The sequence below is a fragment of the Pseudomonas sp. WPR_5_2 genome (genome assembly GCF_003634475.1).
GTDB lineage: Bacteria > Pseudomonadota > Gammaproteobacteria > Pseudomonadales > Pseudomonadaceae > Aquipseudomonas > Aquipseudomonas izuensis.
In genome coordinates this window covers 30,548-47,466 of sequence record NZ_RBLA01000006.1, presented here as the reverse complement: position 1 = coordinate 47,466, position 16,919 = coordinate 30,548, and the positions used below count along the sequence as shown (strand labels likewise).

Sequence of the window (16,919 nt, the reverse complement as noted above, 5' to 3'; positions counted from 1 at the left end):
GTGCATTGCGATGACGAGCACTCGATTAGAGCCTGGCACTTGGGGTAAAGCGTCCGTCCGAGCTTTTACACAGCACCGGGCGACTGCCTTACACTGCGCGGCATGAAAACCATCCCCCATCTGCAAATCGCCGAGACCGCCGTCACGTGCTCGACCTGTGCCGCCTGCTGCTGCCAGCTCGAAGTCATGTTGATCACCGACACAGGCGTGCCCGAACGGTATATCGATACCGATGATTGGGGTGGGGAAGTCATGTTGCGCCTGGATGACGGCTGGTGTGCCGCGCTGGATCGCGACACGATGATGTGCACCATCTATGAAAAACGCCCACTGATTTGCCGGGAGTTCGAGATGGGCGCGCCGGAATGCATTGATGAGCGCCAAGGTATTTCGACGGCGTATCGCTAAGCCCGGGAACACCTCTCCCCCTGTAGGAACAAGCTTGCTCGCGATTGCGATTTACCAGTCAACATAAATGTTGGACTAGAGGTCAATATCGCGAGCAACCTCGCTCCTACAGGGGCATTGGCAACTTGCTGAGCAGTGTTGATTACAACGGCATTGTGTAGTGAAGCGCGTAACTTTCCGTACCGTCGTTAGGCGTGGTCATCCCTGCGTTGGAATAGTGCGTCGCCCGTATTCCGACTTCATGTCCACCCGCAAAGCGCAGACCGAAACCGAAGCGGTCTTCGAACTGAAACGCGCTGCCTAGACTGTTGCTTTCGGTTTCGGTGCTGGAAAATAACGCTACGCCAACGCCCAGTTCGACGTACGGCTTGACGTTCTGGCCGGCGAACTCGTAAACAAACACGGGCGAAAAGGACAGGCTGTGATCGCTGGAGGTTTTATCACCCTGCCAATAGGTGTAAGCGCCGCTCCAGTAACCGGTCAAACGACCGACGTCTGCCTGCCACCAGCTCTTGTCCCAATCGAATTGCATGCCCAGTCGATAAGTCATGGTCGAATCGCTGGTCTGGCCGATCCCGAACTCCACGCCTGCCGCCTGTGCGGTAAAACTGTGCCCCATAAGTGCGGCCGCAATCGCGGCCAAGCAAAATAGTCGCTTCATTAGAAACTTCCTTTTCCAAACGATTTCTATTGGAATTTTTGTTGCTCGACACACACTGCTATAGAAGTCGGCGATTTATCAGAAGTTCACCCCTATTAATACAACGCCCCCCGGAACTTGCTTACCCTTCGAAGCTTCGCACAACGCCAGCGTTATTCCACAAAATCGGCAATATATTTCTGAAATGCTCCGGATCGGCACTGGTCCAGAACTGCGCCGTAGAGGCAGGTCCGTCAGCGAGCAGTTCACGCTCTGCCAGCAAACGTTGAAGTTGCCGTGCGACCGCAGCGCCAGTATCGATCAGGCTGATGTCGTCGGGGATCATCTGTTTGAGCAGCGGCTTGAGGAAGGGGTAATGGGTGCACCCGAGAATAATGGTGTCAGCGCCAGCACCGAGCAGCGGCCCAACGTAACTTTCCAGTAGCTGGCGCAGGGCGGGACTGTGCAGATCGCCCCCCTCGATCAACTCCACCAACCCGGGACATGGCTGGGTAATCACCCGCACATCGGTGGCGAAGCGGTCGAGTAACGCCGCGAACTTGGCACTCTGCAAGGTGCCGGTCGTGGCCAGCACCCCAACCACGCCACTGCGGGTAGCGGCCGCTGCCGGTTTGACCGCGGGCTCCATGCCGACGATGGGCCACTCGGGGTAATCGTGCCGCAGGTCTGCAACGCCGGCGACGGTTGCTGTATTGCAGGCCAGCACCAAGGCCTTGGCGCCCTGTTGTTGAAAAAACTCGGCCATGACACTGCAACGCTGTCGGATAAATCCCGGAGTCTTCTCGCCGTAGGGAATATTCCCGCAATCGGCGACATATAAAAGGGATTCGTTGGGCAATAAACGCCGGATCTCGGCCAGCACCGAAAGTCCGCCGACACCGGAGTCGAACACGCCAATCGGCGCTTCACGCATCCTTCGGCCCACAGACGCTGCAACCCGGATCACGCTTGACCCGCAACTCACGGAAGCGCGAGCCCAATGCATCGACCAATAACAGGCGTCCGACCAGAGGTTCGCCAAATCCCGCCAACAGCTTCAGCGCTTCGAGCGCCTGCAAACTACCGACCAGCCCCACCAACGGGCCGACCACCCCGGCCTCGCTGCAGGTCAATTCGGCTTCACTTCCGTGCCCATATAAACAGTGGTAACACGGGCTCTCCGGGCGGCGCGGGTCGAACACGGACAACTGCCCTTCGAGACGAATCGCCGCGCCGCTGACCAACGGTTTTGCGGCCACTACACAAGCGGCATTGACCGCTTCACGGGTGGCAAAGTTGTCGGAGCAGTCGAGGACCAGATCCACTCCGGCCACGGCAGCAGCCAGGGAGTCTTCGTCCAATGCCGCGCGATGGGCGACAAGCTGAATCTCGGGATTGATGGCCGTCAGGCGCTTGATCGCCGAATCGACCTTGCTCATGCCGACGCTGTCGGTGTCGTGAATGATCTGGCGTTGCAGGTTGGTCAAATCGACCGTGTCAAAGTCCGCCAGATGCAACTCACCTATGCCCGCCGCCGCGAGGTACAGCGCCACTGGCGCACCGAGACCGCCAAGACCGACGATCAGCACGCGGCTTTGCTTCAAGCGCAATTGCCCGTCGATATCGATGTGGTGCAACAGAATCTGTCGGCTATAGCGCAGCAATTCCTGATCATTCAGCATGGCAGGCGCCCCAGACTGATGCGTTGGTGACCGCCCAGATCCGTGCGGCTGTGGACATCTTCAAAACCACGGGTCAACAGCAGATCGCGCACAGCCTCGGCTTGATCGTAACCGTGTTCAAGCATCAACCAGCCACCGGCTTCCAGATGATCCGGTGCCTGGGCGACGATCAAGCGCAGATCGTCGAGCCCGTCGATACCGGCTACCAATGCACTGACAGGCTCGAAGCGCACATCGCCTTCCACCAGGTGCGGATCGGTTGCAGCGATGTAGGGCGGATTGCTGATGATCAGTTCAAAGCGCTGGTTTTGCAGAGCGCTGAACCAGTGACTGCTCAGCACCGTGGCGTTGTTCAAGTGCAGGCGCTGACGATTGCGTTCGGCCAGGGCCACGGCTTCGAGCACACGGTCCACCGCAGTGACCTTCCACGCCGGACGTTCGCTGGCCAACGCGAGGGCGATGGCGCCGCTACCGGTGCCAAGGTCCAGCACCTTTGCGGGCGTGGCCGGCAACAGTTCGAGTGCGGTTTCCACCAGCAACTCGGTGTCGGGGCGCGGGATCAACGTGTGTGGTGCCACTTCCAGGTCGAGCTTCCAGAACCCTTGCTGACCGAGAATGTAGGCCACCGGCTCACCACTGCGACGACGCTGCAAATACTCGGCGAAGGTCAACGCCGCTTCGCTCGGGACGATGCGCTCCGGCCAGGTGTGCAAAAAGCTGCGGGACTTGCCCAACGCCGCCGCCAGCAACAATTCGGCATCCAGGCGCGCCGTGGGCGAGTCGGGTAAATCGGCGGCGCGCAACAAACTGGCAATGATCGTCATTTACTCACCTATTGCTGCCAATTGATCGGCCTGGTATTCGGCCAGCAACGGCTCGATCACCGCATCGACACCACCGGCGAGGATTTCGTCGAGGGAGTACAGCGTCAGGTTGACCCGGTGATCGGTCACCCGCCCCTGGGCAAAGTTGTAGGTACGGATGCGCTCGGAGCGATCACCGGAGCCGACCAGCAGCTTGCGCTCGCTGGCGATTGCATTGGCGGCAGCGCTGGTTTGCTGGTCGTTGAGCTTGGCCGACAACCAGGACATCGCCCGCGCACGGTTCTTGTGCTGCGAACGCTCTTCCTGACACTCGACCACGATTCCGGACGGCAAGTGGGTGATACGGATCGCCGAGTCGGTCTTGTTGACGTGCTGGCCGCCGGCACCGGAGGAACGGTAGGTGTCGATCCGCAAGTCCGCCGGGTTGATTTCGATCGCTTCCTGCTCGTCCGGCTCGGGCAATACCGCCACGGTGCAGGCTGAGGTGTGGATACGCCCTTGGGATTCTGTCGCCGGCACCCGTTGTACGCGGTGGGCGCCGGATTCGAATTTCAACTTGCCGTAGACGTTCTCGCCTTCGACCCGGGCGATGACTTCTTTATAGCCGCCATGTTCGCCCTCGTTTTCCGAAAGGATCTCCACTCGCCAGCCACGACGTTCGGCGTAACGCGAATACATGCGGAACAGATCGCCGGAGAAGATCGCCGCCTCGTCACCACCGGTGCCGGCGCGGATTTCGAGGAACACGTTGCGTCCGTCGTTCGGATCCTTGGGCAGCAGCATGCGTTGCAGGCTGGCTTCCAGTTCGACCAGGCGTTCCTTGGCTTCGCGGACTTCTTCCACGGCCATTTCACGCATGTCCGGGTCGCTGTCCTTGAGCAAGGCCTGGGCGCCTTCGAGGTCGCCCTGGACCTTGAGCAACTGTTTATAGGTGTCGACAATCGGCTCGACTTCCGCGTACTCCTTGGAATAGGTGCGGAATTTGTTTTGATCGGAAATGACCTCGCCATCGCCAAGCAAGGCGGTCAATTCCTCGAAACGGTCCTGGAGGATGTCCAGCTTATTGAGCAGTGACGCTTTCATTGCGGTTTCTTATCCGAAAAGCTTTCCGATGAGCCCTCATTGAGGGCAAAGAGTTCCTGGGCCATCGCCAGCGCATCGAGGCGACCTTCGGCAGAGAGCTTTTTCAACTGCACGCTCGGTGCGTGCAACAGTTTGTTGGTCAGGCCACGGGCCAGTTGCACCAGCACTTCTTCGGCGCTGCCGCCGTTGGCCAGCATGCGCTGGGCCTTTTGCAACTCTTCGTCGCGCAAACGCTCGCTTTGTTGACGATAGGCCTTGAGCACGTCCACTGCCGCCAGTTCGCGCAGGCGGACCATGAAATCCTCGGCACCGATCGAGACCATTTCCTCAGCGGCCTGCGCTGCGCCCTGGCGGCTCTTGAGGTTCTCGGCGACCACTTCGTGGAGATCGTCGACGCTATACAGGTAAACGTCGTCCAACTCACCGACTTCGGGTTCGATATCCCGCGGAACGGCGATATCCACCATGAAAATCGGCTTGTGCTTGCGCAGCTTCAGGGCACTTTCCACGGCGCCCTTGCCGAGGATCGGCAATTGGCTGGCGGTGGAACTGATGACGATGTCACTGCGCACCAGTTCGGCCGGAATATCCGACAGCAGCACCGCGTGAGCACCGAACTGTTCAGCCAGGGTGCTCGCGCGCTCCAGCGTGCGATTGGCCACCACAATGCGCTTGACCCCCAAATCATGCAGGTGACGCGCGACCAGGGTGATGGTCTCACCGGCGCCGATCAACAAAGCCTGACTGCGTTGCAGGTCGCTGAAAATCTGTTTTGCCAGGCTGACCGCGGCAAACGCCACCGACACCGGGTTCTCGCCGATGGCGGTGTCGGTGCGCACTTGCTTGGCCGCGTTGAACGTGGCCTGGAACAGCCGCCCGAGCAATGGACCGATGGTGCCCGCCTCGCGAGCCACGGCGTAGGCCGACTTCATCTGGCCGAGAATCTGCGGCTCGCCCAACACCAGCGAATCGAGCCCTGAAGCGACCCGCATCATGTGACGAACTGCCGCATCGTCTTCATGCACATAAGCGCTTTCGCGCAGTTCATCGAGGCTCAAATGATGATATTCGGCCAGCCAGCGCAGCACGATATCCGCCGACAGGTGATCCTGTTCTATATAGAGTTCACTGCGATTGCAGGTGGAGAGGATCGCAGCTTCGCGGCTGTCGGTGAGTCGGCAGAGCTGCTGCAGGGCCTCAACCAGCTGCTCAGGGGTAAAGGCCACGCGCTCGCGGACGTCTACTGAAGCAGTCTTGTGGTTAATACCGAGTGCGAGGAAGGCCATTCAAAGTCGCTGATGGTGACGTGAAGCCGGCAATTGTCCTACTTCGTCAGATTCAGAACAACTACCGCTGACTATTGTCCTGGTAGCTGACGGCTATGAAAGGGGCAAAGACCTGCAGGAGCTGGCTTGCCAGCGAAGAGGTTTCAGGTCCTGTAGCGATCGAATGGGCGCCTTCGCTGGCAAGCCAGCGCCTACGGAGGGCGCTATAAACCGGAAAATGGCCGGCCGGTTATGTTTGGCCGAAGGCTTGTGTCATGATGATCCGACCGCAGGTTAGTCGTCCTCTTCCTATATGAATAGATCTTCCGCGTTGCTTCTCGCTTTTGTCTTCCTCAGCGGCTGCCAGGCTTTGATGCCGAGGTCGTCGGACGGTACGCCGCCGGCCGAAGACAGCACCCCGGCACCTGAAAAGCCCAAGGTTTACAGCTCATTCAGTGAAGACACCATCTTCAGCCTGTTGAGCGCCGAACTGGCTGGCCAGCGCAATCGTTTCGACATTGCCCTGGATAACTATGTGACCCAGGCCATCAATACCCAGGATCCGGGCATCTCCGAACGGGCATTCCGCATCGCCGAATACCTGGGCGCCGATCAGGCTGCCCTGGACACCGCGCTGATCTGGGCGAAAAACGCCCCGGACGACCTTGAGGCGCAACGCGCCGCAGCCGTGCAATTGGCGCGCGCCGGGCGCTATGACGACTCCATGGCCTATATGGAAAAAGTCCTGCAAGGCAAGGGCGACACCCATTTCGACTTCCTCGCCCTGTCCGCGGCTGACACCGATCAGGACACACGCAACGGTTTGATGAAGAGTTTCGACCGCTTGCTGCAGCGCCATCCGAACAATGGCCAGCTGATTTTCGGCAAGGCCTTGTTACTGCAGCAGGATGGGGATTCCCGAAGCGCGCTGAAACTACTGGAAGACAATCCCCCGGACGACGGCGAAATCGCTCCGATCCTGCTTCGCGCGCGCCTGCTGCAAACCCTTGATCGTGGCGATGAAGCCTTGCCGCTGCTGCAAAAAAGCATCAAGAAATACCCGGACGACAAGCGCTTGCGCCTGACCTACGCGCGCATGTTGGTTGAACAGGACCGCATGGGCGACGCCAAGGCCGAATTCTCAAGCCTGGTCCAGCAATACCCGGAAGACGACGAGCTGCGTTATTCCCTGGCACTGGTCTGCCTGGAAGCCAAGGCCTGGAATGAAGCCAAAGGCTATCTGGAGGACCTGATCGCCCGCGAAAGCCATGTCGATTCGGCGCACCTGAACCTGGGGCGCATCGCCGAAGAGCGCAACGATCCGCAAGGCGCGTTGATCGAGTACGGCCAGGTCGGTCCGGGTAACGACTACCTGCCGGCACAATTGCGTCAGGCCGATATCCTGATGAACAACGGCAAGACCGCCGAAGCCCAGCGCAAACTCGCAGCCGAACGTGACGAGCAACCTGACTACGCGATCCAGCTGTACCTGATTGAAGCCGAAGCCCTGTCTGCCAACAAACAGGGCGACAAAGCCTGGAATGTCCTGGAAAAAGCCCTGCAGCAATACCCGGACGACCTCAACCTGCTTTACACCCGGGCCATGCTGGCGGAAAAGCGTAATGACCTGGCGCAGATGGAAAAAGACCTGCGAACGATCATAAAACGCGACCCCGACAATGCAATGGCACTGAACGCCCTCGGCTACACCCTCTCCGACCGGACGACGCGTTATGCCGAGGCCAAGGCCCTGATCGAACAGGCTCATCAGATCAATCCGGAAGACCCGGCGGTACTCGACAGCCTCGGCTGGGTGAATTTCCGCATGGGCAATCTGGACGAAGCGGAACGCCTGCTGCGCCAGGCGCTGGAGCGTTTTCCCGACCAGGAAGTCGCCGCTCACCTGGGCGAAGTCCTGTGGGCCAATGGCAAGCAACGCGAAGCCCGACAAATCTGGGGCAAGTTCCTCAAGGAACAACCTGACAGCCCTACCCTGCGCAGTACCGTCAAGCGCCTGACCGGATCAGAGACTCTTTAAGATTATGTTTTTGCGCCACCTCATTGTTTTCAGCTTCATCGCCCTGCTCGCCGGTTGCGCGGGTTTTGGCGCCCGTGAATCGGTCGAAGGCCAGGGCAACCCCGCCCAATGGCGCGAACACAAGCAGCAACTCACCAACCTCGACGGCTGGCAGATCGACGGCAAGATTGGCATTCGAGCGCCAAAGGATTCGGGCAGCGGCACGCTGTTCTGGTTGCAGCGCCAGGATTACTACGACATTCGCCTCTCCGGCCCCCTGGGCCGCGGCGCCGCACGCTTGACCGGCCGGCCTGGCAAGGTGTCCCTGGAAGTCGCCAACCAGGGGCGCTACGAAGCACCGTCCCCGGATGTGCTGCTTGAAGAGCAGTTGGGCTGGAAACTCCCCGTTTCCAATCTGGCCTGGTGGGTCCGCGGGCTCCCGGCACCAGATAGCAAAAGCCGTTTGACGCTCGATGGCGACAGTCGCCTGGCCACGCTCGAGCAAGACGGCTGGCAGGTCGAATACACCGCATATACCGAGCAAAACGGTTACTGGTTGCCCGAGCGAATCAAGCTGCACGGCACCGACCTTGATGTCACGCTGGTGATCAAGGCCTGGCAACCGCGCAAACTGGGGATGTGACATGGACGCCAACCGCCTGACGTTGCCCTCCCCGGCCAAACTCAACTTGATGCTGCACATTCTCGGTCGCCGTGAAGATGGCTACCATGAGCTGCAGACGCTTTTTCAGTTTCTCGATTACGGCGACGAAATCACATTCGCCGTGCGCGATGACGGCGTCATTCGTCTGCATACCGAATTCGAAGGCGTCCCCCACGACAGCAATCTGATCGTAAAAGCCGCAAAAAAACTTCAGGCGCAATCCGGCTGCTCGCTCGGTATCGATATCTGGATCGACAAAATCCTGCCCATGGGCGGCGGGATCGGCGGCGGAAGTTCGAATGCCGCAACAACCCTGCTCGGTCTGAATCATCTTTGGCAGCTGGGCTGGGACGCCGATCGGCTCGCCACTCTGGGCCTGACCCTGGGCGCCGACGTCCCGGTTTTCGTGCGTGGCCACGCGGCTTTTGCGGAGGGCGTGGGAGAGAAACTGACGCCGGTGGAACCCGAAGAACCGTGGTATGTCGTGCTGGTACCGCAAGTCTCTGTAAGTACGGCAGAAATTTTTTCAGATCCGTTGTTGACACGTAACACTCCTCCCATTAAAGTGCGCCCCGTTCCCAAGGGAAACAGTCGTAATGACTGCTTGCCGGTGGTAACAAGGCGTTATCCAGAGGTACGTAACGCTTTGAATTTGTTAGGTAAATTTACCGAAGCAAAACTCACCGGAACTGGAAGTTGTGTGTTTGGGGGCTTCCCAAGCAAAGCTGAAGCTGATAAAGTCTCGGCCCTTCTTACAGAGACCCTTACAGGGTTTGTAGCAAAAGGAAGCAACATTTCGATGTTGCATCGCAAGCTGCAAAGTCTGCTCTAAAGGAACCGATTACAGGGTAATCGTTGCAACAGATACAGGGGCGTCGCCAAGCGGTAAGGCAGCAGGTTTTGATCCTGCCATGCGTTGGTTCGAATCCAGCCGCCCCTGCCATTTTCCTATACTCATCCAGGTTACCCTCAGCCTTCAGGTACTGCGCGTGTCCAAGATGATGGTCTTTACGGGGAACGCTAACCCCGATCTGGCTCGGCGTGTCGTACGTCAGCTGCATATCCCTCTCGGTGACATCTCTGTCGGTAAATTCTCCGACGGCGAAATTACAGCCGAGATCAATGAAAACGTCCGCGGTAAAGATGTCTTCATTATTCAGCCGACTTGCGCTCCGACCAACGATAACCTGATGGAACTGGTTGTGATGGCTGATGCCTTCCGCCGCTCCTCGGCTACTCGTATCACTGCTGTTATTCCTTACTTTGGTTATGCCCGTCAGGATCGCCGTCCGCGTTCCGCACGTGTGGCTATCAGCGCGAAAGTCGTTGCTGACATGCTTACCGTAGTCGGGATCGACCGTGTTCTCACGGTTGATCTGCATGCTGACCAGATTCAGGGTTTCTTCGATATTCCGGTAGATAACATCTACGGCTCCCCGGTTCTGGTGGATGACATTGAAGATCAGCGCTTCGAAAACCTGATGATCGTGTCCCCGGACATTGGTGGCGTCGTGCGTGCACGTGCCGTTGCCAAATCCCTGGGCGTGGATCTCGGGATCATCGACAAACGCCGTGAGAAAGCCAATCACTCTGAAGTGATGCATATCATCGGTGATGTCGAAGGGCGTACCTGTATCCTGGTCGATGACATGGTCGATACCGCCGGCACTCTGTGCCATGCGGCCAAGGCCTTGAAAGAGCATGGCGCTGCCAAGGTTTTCGCCTACTGCACGCACCCTGTGCTGTCGGGTCGGGCGATCGAAAACATTGAAAATTCCGTGCTGGACGAGCTGGTGGTGACCAACACCATCCCGCTGTCCGCTGCAGCACAAGCCTGTGCGCGTATCCGTCAACTGGATATCGCACCGGTAGTTGCCGAGGCGGTTCGCCGCATCAGCAATGAAGAATCGATCAGCGCGATGTTCCGCTAAGGGCCCTGCCCTTCTCGAAATGTCTCGTTGACGAAAAGCGCCCCGCCCCGGCATTCCTGTCGGGGCGGGGCTTTTTTGCCCATACCGTGTTCGGCGCTGGTCGCAAACGCCACTCGGTCATGGCTATTTTGGAGATACAACATGAACGATTTTACTCTGAATGCTGAAGTGCGTTCCGACCTGGGGAAAGGTGCGAGCCGCCGCCTGCGTCGTCTCGCAAGCCTGGTTCCAGCTGTAGTTTACGGTGGCGACAAAGCCCCTGAATCCATCAGCATGCTGGCCAAAGAAGTTGCCAAACTGCTCGAAAACGAAGCGGCTTACAGCCACATCATCGAGCTGAACGTTGGCGGCACCAAGCAAAACGTCGTGATCAAAGCCCTGCAACGTCACCCGGCCAAAGGCCACGTGATGCACGCTGACTTCGTACGCGTAGTCGCTGGCCAGAAACTGACCGCTATCGTTCCAGTGCACTTCATCAACGAAGAAGCACCGGTCAAGAAAGGCGGCGAAATCTCGCACGTTGTTGCCGAGATCGAAGTTTCCTGCCTGCCGAAAGACCTGCCTGAATTCATCGAAGTCGACCTGGCTAACGCCGAAATCGGTTCGATCATTCACCTGTCCGACATCACCGCCCCTAAAGGCGTTGAGTTCGTTGCTCTGGCACACGGCGATGACAAGGCTGTTGCCAACGTCCACGCTCCACGTGTTGCTCCAGAAGCTGCAGAAGGCGCTGCAGAGTAATTTCACTCTGTACGCCGGAGTGACCGGAAACATCGCGGACTAGAGCGTAGCGAGAAAGCGGGCGAGAACGCGGAGTTTACATCATGGTAAATGAGCAACTTTCGTCCACTTTCGCCGCTTTCCCTGATTGCGGCGATGTTTTCCACCACTCCAATGAAGGGCCCCTATCGTGACTGCCATCAAACTGATCGTTGGCCTGGGAAATCCAGGCGCTGAATACGAACAGACCCGGCATAACGCAGGGGCCCTTTTTGTTGAGCGCATCGCGAACGCACAAGGCGTGAACCTTGTGGCGGACCGCAAATATTTCGGCCTGACCGGGCGCTATTCGCATCAGGGTCAGGATGTTCGTCTGCTGATTCCCACCACGTACATGAACCGCAGCGGCCAGGCCGTGGCGGCACTCGCCGGTTTCTTCCGCATCAAGCCTGAAGAAATCCTCGTGGCGCACGACGAACTCGATCTGCCTCCGGGCGTCGCCAAGCTCAAGGTTGGCGGTGGCCATGGCGGTCACAACGGGTTGCGCGACATCATTGCGCAACTGGGCAATCAGAATACCTTTCACCGCTTGCGGCTTGGCATTGGCCACCCGGGCGTCGCCAGTATGGTTTCAAATTTCGTCCTGGGTCGTGCGCCACGCGCCGAACAGGAAAAACTCGATGCCAGCATCGACTTTGCCCTCGGCGTGCTGCCGGATATCCTCGCCGGTGAATGGAACCGCGCGATGAAAAACCTGCACAGCCAGAAGGCCTGACTCTTATCCGAGGGGAAACACCATGGGATTCAATTGCGGCATCGTCGGCCTGCCTAACGTCGGCAAGTCCACCCTGTTCAACGCCCTGACCAAATCCGGTATCGCGGCCGAGAACTTCCCCTTCTGCACCATCGAGCCCAACAGCGGTATCGTGCCGATGCCGGATCCGCGCCTGGAAGCCCTGGCTGCCATCGTCAATCCAAAACGCATCCTGCCGACCACCATGGAATTCGTCGACATCGCGGGCCTGGTTGCCGGCGCGTCGAAAGGTGAAGGCCTGGGCAACAAATTCCTGGCCAACATCCGTGAAACCGATGCCATCGCCCACGTGGTCCGCTGCTTCGAAGACGAGAACGTGATTCACGTCTCCAACAGCGTCGACCCGAAACGCGACATCGAAATCATCGACCTGGAACTGATCTTCGCCGACCTCGACAGCTGCGAGAAGCAACTGCAGAAAGTCGCGCGTAACGCCAAGGGTGGTGACAAGGACGCAGTGGTCCAGAAAGGGCTGCTGGAGCAACTGATTGCTCACTTCACCGAAGGCAAGCCGGCGCGCAGCCTGATGAAGAACATGGGCACGGACGAGAAAGCGGTGATCAAGGGCTTCCACCTGCTGACCACCAAACCGGTCATGTACATCGCCAACGTGGCTGAAGACGGTTTCGAAAACAACCCGCACCTGGACGTGGTCAAGGCCATCGCCGAAGAAGAAGGCGCCGTGGTTGTTCCGGTGTGCAACAAGATCGAAGCGGAAATCGCCGAGCTGGATGACGGCGAAGAGAAAGACATGTTCCTCGAAGCCCTGGGCCTCGAAGAGCCTGGCCTGAACCGCGTGATCCGCGCCGGTTACGAAATGCTGCACCTGCAGACCTACTTCACCGCCGGTGTCGAAGAAGTCCGCGCCTGGACCGTCCGCGTCGGTGCCACCGCACCGCAAGCCGCAGGCGTGATCCACACCGACTTCGAAAAAGGCTTCATCCGCGCCGAAGTAATCGCCTACAACGACTTCATCCAGTACAAGGGTGAAGCCGGTACCAAGGAAGCCGGTAAATGGCGTCTGGAAGGCAAGGATTACATCGTTAAAGACGGCGACGTGATGCACTTCCGCTTCAACGTCTAAGTTTTTCAAGACGAAGCACCCGCCCAAGAAAAAGCCGCGTTTGATACGCGGCTTTTTTGTGCCTGATGAATAGACATGATGAAAACCTGTAGGAGCAAAGCTTGCTCGCGATGAACGATAACGCGGTGCTTCTGACAAAACGCGTAACGGCCATCGCGAGCAAGCTTTGCTCCTACAGGGTAGCGGATCGTCAGGCTTTCTTGGTTCTTGGCAAGAATATCGCCAGCACGCCCAGCAACGGCAGGAACGAACACAGGAAGTACACGTATTCGATGCCGTGAATATCCGCCAAATGCCCCAGCAGTGCCGCGCCAATCCCGCCGAAGCCGAACATCAGACCGAAGAACACCCCGGCGATCATCCCGACATTGCCCGGCACCAGCTCTTGGGCGTACACCACAATGGCCGAGAACGCCGACGCCAGAATAAAGCCGATCACCACGCTGAGAATGCTGGTCCAGAACAGGTCGACGTGCGGCAGAATCAGGGTGAATGGTGCGACGCCGAGGATCGAGAACCAGATCACGGCCTTGCGCCCGATTTTGTCGCCGATCGGCCCGCCAAAGAAGGTCCCCGCCGCTACCGCACCGAGAAACAGGAACAGGTGCAGCTGCGAACTGGCCACCGACAGGTCGAATTTTTCGATCAGGTAAAAGGTGAAGTAACTGGTGAAACTGGCCATGTAGAAATACTTGGAAAACACCAACAGCCCAAGCACCACCAGTGCGCTGATCACCCGCCCCCTGGACAAGCCGTGGGTCGCCGCCTGACCTTGCTTGAGCTTGAACAGGTTCAAGTGGTTGGCGTACCAGCGGCTGATCCGGTAAAGCACGAACAGCGCGAAAACCGCAAACAGGCCGAACCAGGCCACGTGCCCCTGACCGAAGGGAATGATGATCGCCGCCGCCAGCAACGGACCGAAAGCCGAGCCGGCATTGCCGCCGACCTGAAAGGTCGATTGCGCCAGCCCGAAACGTCCGCCCGAGGCCAGTCGCGCCACACGTGAAGCTTCCGGGTGAAAGGTCGAGGAACCGATGCCAATCAGCCCTGCCGCCAACAGAATCAGCGGGAAGCTGCCCACCACCGACATCATCACAATCCCGACCAGGGTGCAGATCGTGCCAGCGGGTAATAGCCACGGTTTTGGATGGCGGTCGGTGTGATAACCGACCCAGGGCTGCAGCAATGAGGCCGTCAACTGAAAGGTCAGAGTAATGAGGCCGACCTGGGTGAACGTCAGGCCATAACTGGCCTTGAGCATCGGGTAAATCGAGGGCAGTACCGATTGAATCAGGTCGTTGATCAAATGCGCCAGCGCCACTGCGCCGATGATGCGCATGACCAGCGGACTGCTTTGTGAAGTGGCAGGCGCGGACTGAACGTTGCTGATAGTCATGAGAAATTCCGGACAACAGAGGGGTGCACACGGGCAGGTTCGCCAATGTGCCATTTTTCAGTGCAGCCGCGCCATCCCCTTAGCCTGCTAACGACCTTGATGTTCATCGCCAAATAAGTGATAGCGCATAGCCATGGTCTGAATCTTGCCTTGCTTATCCGCTTCAACGCGGCCCCCTTACAAAGGGGACCGAGAATGGGAAGTTTCGCCACAGAGTCGGCCTACAGAGCTGGCGAGGGTGAACTTTCGAGGCCTTTTAAAGGGGCACAATTCGGGGTCATACGCACCCTGATGCACGCCGACAGTGCGTGGTGTCCAAAGGAGTCATGGGGCATGCAGGCTTTTCTATCACCGGGGATCGGACTGCTGGGGCGTTTTGGTTTTGCGCGTAAATTCCAGCTGTTGTTCTTGCTGTTTATCCTGCCACTGGCCGGCAGCCTGTGGATGATCGGTCAGGACTATCGCGACAAATTGAATTTGATCTCCGGCGAACGTGCCGGGGTTCGTCAACTCCTTGCCCTCGATGCACTCGATAACCTGCTGGCTGCGCAACGTGACCGCGCAGCGCGTTGGCGCGCGACCGAAACCAACCGCCAACCGACGCCCGCTACCCTTGCCGCCATGGCCGCGTTCGATGCCGTTCAACCTGTGGTCGCCCAAGCCACCGCGGAGTTGAACAACGCCCTGCAACAGGAAGGCGCCGAGGGCCAAACCCTGACCCGTTATCAGGCGCTGCAAAATGCCCTTAACGGTCTGGACTCCAAGAGCCTGGGCAGCGTCGGCTGGTGGCCGGACGGCTACGACCGCTTCACCAGCGCCCTGAGTGCCCTGCAAGCCTTGCGAGAGCAGATTGCCATGGACAATCGCCTGACACTGGCACCGTGGCTGGAAACCTACCTGCTGACACAGATCTCCACACAGCATGCGCCGGACCTGATCGAACGGGTCGGACGCCTTGCAGCCGTTGGCCAGGCATCCGTGGTGTCAGGACAATTCACTCTGCAAAGCCGTCTGCAATTGCGCGACCTTCGCAGTCGAATCGGCGATGCCCGGGAGCAGCTCGTCAAAACCGCTGGCCTGCTCGAATCGCGTTTACCCAGCGCCCTGCAAACCTGGGCCGGGCAGTACCACGAAAGCCTGAAACGCCTTGATTCAGGCTTGAAAGTCATCGATGACGGTGTGTTCGGCGGCAGCATCACCCTCAAGCCGGAAGATTTCGAGCGCAGTCTCGACGCCCTGCTCACCGACCTCGCCGCGCTGCGTCAGCAGTCGCTGGTGTCGCTCGATCACCGCCTGGATGACTACCAGGGGTCGGCGATTCGCCAGTTCATCGTCGTGGCGAGCATTTTTGGTTGCCTGCTGCTGGCCGCGCTGTACCTGTTCATCTGTTTGCAGGCGTCGATCCGCCGCAGTGCCAGCGGCATCACCCTGTTGGCCGAAGCCCTGCGCGATGGCAATCTGAGTCTGCAAGTACCGGTACAAGGAAGGGACGAACTGGCAGCCATCAGCACCGCTCTCAATGTCGCCGTCGTGCAACTGCGTACCAGTCTACTGGACGTCGATCACGAGACGTCGCAATTGAGCAACGCGGTGAAAACCCTCAATCATCACTCCAGCGATGCCCTCGGTGAAGTGGAAGCCCAGCAGCTGCAAATCAGCCAGATCGCCGCAGCGGCGACGCAATTGGCCGCCACTTCCCAAGGGGTGGCCGAAAGCTGCGAGCGGGCCTCCGGAAGCGCTCAGCACACCCAACGCATAGCCGCCGACAGCAGCCGTGACAGCCAGATCACGACGGCGAGTATCCAGCAGCTCAACCAACGCTTGAACGATACCGCAGCCGCCCTGGGTCGGGTCAGTGAGCAAGGACAGCAGATTCAACTGGTGGTCGACACCATTCGTGGCGTCGCCGAGCAAACCAATCTGCTGGCGCTCAACGCCGCCATTGAGGCCGCTCGCGCGGGCGAGCAGGGTCGCGGTTTCGCGGTGGTGGCCGACGAGGTGCGCAGCCTGTCGCAACGCACCCAGTCCTCGACCGCCCAGATCGCCGGCACGGTCGATAGCCTGCGCAGTACTGTGAACGAAGCGGTTAGCCTGATGGAGGCCGCCTGCGGCCAGGCACAATCCGATGCACAAGCCGTCACCGGCCTCGGTGAGCGCCTGGGGGAAATTGCCATTGCGGTGCAGGGTGTCACCGATACCCTGTCGCAAATCGCCACGGCCGTCGACGAGCAAGCGAGCACCGCCGATGAAGTCAGCGGCAATATCCAGCAGGTGGATCAGGCGGCGGTCCGCTTGCTCGAAGGCGCACGGGCAGTGAATCAGGCAGCCGATACCTTGAGTCAGGGCAGCAAGGCGTTGAGCGAAAATACGGGGCGGTTTCGTCTGAGTTGA

At 59.0% G+C, this 16,919-nt stretch carries 16 protein-coding genes and 1 tRNA gene; 10 read left to right on the top strand and 7 right to left on the bottom strand.

Going from position 1 to position 16,919, the window contains the following annotated elements; all coding sequences use genetic code 11:
• Positions 1-102: 102 nt before the first annotated feature.
• Complete coding sequence (locus BJ917_RS21280) at positions 103-408, top strand: YkgJ family cysteine cluster protein (protein ID WP_096509102.1); 306 nt, start codon at positions 103-105, stop codon at positions 406-408.
• Positions 409-550: 142 nt separating this feature from the next.
• On the opposite strand, the gene BJ917_RS21275 is transcribed toward BJ917_RS21280, so the two are convergent.
• The 6 genes from BJ917_RS21275 to hemA all read right to left on the bottom strand — a co-directional run bounded on the left by BJ917_RS21275 (position 551) and on the right by hemA (position 5,923).
• On the bottom strand, positions 551-1,069 hold the full coding sequence (locus BJ917_RS21275; RefSeq protein WP_121104430.1) for an acyloxyacyl hydrolase: 519 nt from the start codon (positions 1,067-1,069) through the stop codon (positions 551-553).
• Between the two features lie 121 nt (positions 1,070-1,190).
• A complete protein-coding gene (murI, locus tag BJ917_RS21270) occupies positions 1,191-1,982 on the bottom strand; it encodes a glutamate racemase (protein ID WP_096509100.1) in 792 nt (263 codons plus the stop codon).
• Entirely contained in the window at positions 1,975-2,730 is a 756-nt protein-coding gene (locus tag BJ917_RS21265; protein ID WP_096509099.1) for a molybdopterin-synthase adenylyltransferase MoeB, read from the bottom strand. Before BJ917_RS21265 ends, murI begins: the two co-directional genes overlap by 8 nt.
• On the bottom strand, positions 2,724-3,554 hold the full coding sequence (gene prmC, locus BJ917_RS21260) for a peptide chain release factor N(5)-glutamine methyltransferase (RefSeq protein WP_121104428.1): 831 nt from the start codon (positions 3,552-3,554) through the stop codon (positions 2,724-2,726). The genes BJ917_RS21265 and prmC overlap by 7 nt, the downstream gene beginning before the upstream one ends.
• Positions 3,555-4,637 carry a peptide chain release factor 1 gene (gene prfA / locus BJ917_RS21255; RefSeq protein WP_096509097.1) on the bottom strand — a complete coding sequence of 361 codons (1,083 nt, stop codon included), beginning with the start codon at positions 4,635-4,637 and terminating at the stop codon, positions 3,555-3,557.
• Positions 4,634-5,923 carry a glutamyl-tRNA reductase gene (gene hemA / locus BJ917_RS21250; RefSeq protein ID WP_096509096.1) on the bottom strand — a complete coding sequence of 430 codons (1,290 nt, stop codon included), beginning with the start codon at positions 5,921-5,923 and terminating at the stop codon, positions 4,634-4,636. Before hemA ends, prfA begins: the two co-directional genes overlap by 4 nt.
• 292 nt (positions 5,924-6,215) lie before the next feature.
• Between hemA and BJ917_RS21245 the strand changes: the two genes are divergently transcribed.
• From BJ917_RS21245 to ychF, 8 genes are all read left to right on the top strand, one after another.
• Positions 6,216-7,940, top strand: a complete 1,725-nt coding sequence (locus BJ917_RS21245) for a tetratricopeptide repeat protein (RefSeq protein ID WP_096509095.1) — start codon at positions 6,216-6,218, stop codon at positions 7,938-7,940.
• Between the two features lie 4 nt (positions 7,941-7,944).
• Complete coding sequence (lolB, locus tag BJ917_RS21240; RefSeq protein WP_121104426.1) at positions 7,945-8,562, top strand: lipoprotein insertase outer membrane protein LolB; 618 nt, start codon at positions 7,945-7,947, stop codon at positions 8,560-8,562.
• Position 8,563: 1 nt separating this feature from the next.
• The gene (gene ispE / locus BJ917_RS21235; protein ID WP_096509093.1) at positions 8,564-9,415 is read left to right on the top strand and encodes a 4-(cytidine 5'-diphospho)-2-C-methyl-D-erythritol kinase; all 852 of its coding nucleotides are present in this window, start codon (positions 8,564-8,566) and stop codon (positions 9,413-9,415) included.
• Between the two features lie 36 nt (positions 9,416-9,451).
• Positions 9,452-9,526, top strand: a tRNA-Gln gene (locus BJ917_RS21230).
• A gap of 46 nt (positions 9,527-9,572) precedes the next feature.
• Positions 9,573-10,514, top strand: coding sequence for a ribose-phosphate pyrophosphokinase (locus tag BJ917_RS21225; protein WP_003171603.1), 942 nt, complete (start codon positions 9,573-9,575; stop codon positions 10,512-10,514).
• 141 nt (positions 10,515-10,655) lie between these two features.
• Positions 10,656-11,255, top strand: a complete 600-nt coding sequence (locus BJ917_RS21220; RefSeq protein WP_096509092.1) for a 50S ribosomal protein L25/general stress protein Ctc — start codon at positions 10,656-10,658, stop codon at positions 11,253-11,255.
• A gap of 169 nt (positions 11,256-11,424) precedes the next feature.
• The gene (gene pth / locus BJ917_RS21215; RefSeq protein ID WP_007973893.1) at positions 11,425-12,009 is read left to right on the top strand and encodes an aminoacyl-tRNA hydrolase; all 585 of its coding nucleotides are present in this window, start codon (positions 11,425-11,427) and stop codon (positions 12,007-12,009) included.
• A gap of 22 nt (positions 12,010-12,031) precedes the next feature.
• Positions 12,032-13,132, top strand: a complete 1,101-nt coding sequence (gene ychF, locus BJ917_RS21210) for a redox-regulated ATPase YchF (RefSeq protein ID WP_096509090.1) — start codon at positions 12,032-12,034, stop codon at positions 13,130-13,132.
• A gap of 190 nt (positions 13,133-13,322) precedes the next feature.
• Here the strand turns inward: ychF and BJ917_RS21205 are convergent, their stop codons facing one another.
• On the bottom strand, positions 13,323-14,528 hold the full coding sequence (locus BJ917_RS21205) for an MFS transporter (protein WP_096509089.1): 1,206 nt from the start codon (positions 14,526-14,528) through the stop codon (positions 13,323-13,325).
• Positions 14,529-14,861: 333 nt separating this feature from the next.
• Here BJ917_RS21205 and BJ917_RS21200 point away from each other — a divergent pair, with 333 nt between their 5' ends.
• Positions 14,862-16,919: a methyl-accepting chemotaxis protein gene (locus tag BJ917_RS21200; protein WP_121104424.1), complete on the top strand. Its 2,058-nt coding sequence runs from the start codon at positions 14,862-14,864 to the stop codon at positions 16,917-16,919.